We start from the raw sequence: 289 nt of genomic DNA, 5'->3' as shown, positions 1-289 counted from the left end.
TAACATCACCAACCCGTTGACCGTGACCTTGGGCAATGGCGAGACCATCACTATTGGTGTGAACCAGTCCAGCGGCACCGTTTCGGTTCTAGCGCCAAATGATGTTTACACAGGCGATCAAACCGTCAGCACTGCAATCACCAAAGTGACTGGCGGCGAGCACTTCGAAAATCTGGCTCCGGGCACCGACACCGTCACCACGACCGTCACCGATACACCGGGCACTGATGACACCACAACCGTGACTTTGACGGCTCCGTCGTCGGTTAACGAAGGTGGTCAAATCACC

At 55.7% G+C, this 289-nt stretch carries 1 protein-coding gene; it reads left to right on the top strand.

Annotation, left to right across the window (positions count from 1 at the left end; genetic code table 11):
• Positions 1-289 (top strand): immunoglobulin-like domain-containing protein (locus AC6CIA_RS26500; RefSeq protein WP_498316125.1); only part of this gene is annotated, 289 nt, incomplete at both ends.

It is taken from the genome of Pseudomonas sp. GQ91, from assembly GCF_059758795.1.
This window is presented reverse-complemented; position numbering and strand designations above follow the sequence as displayed.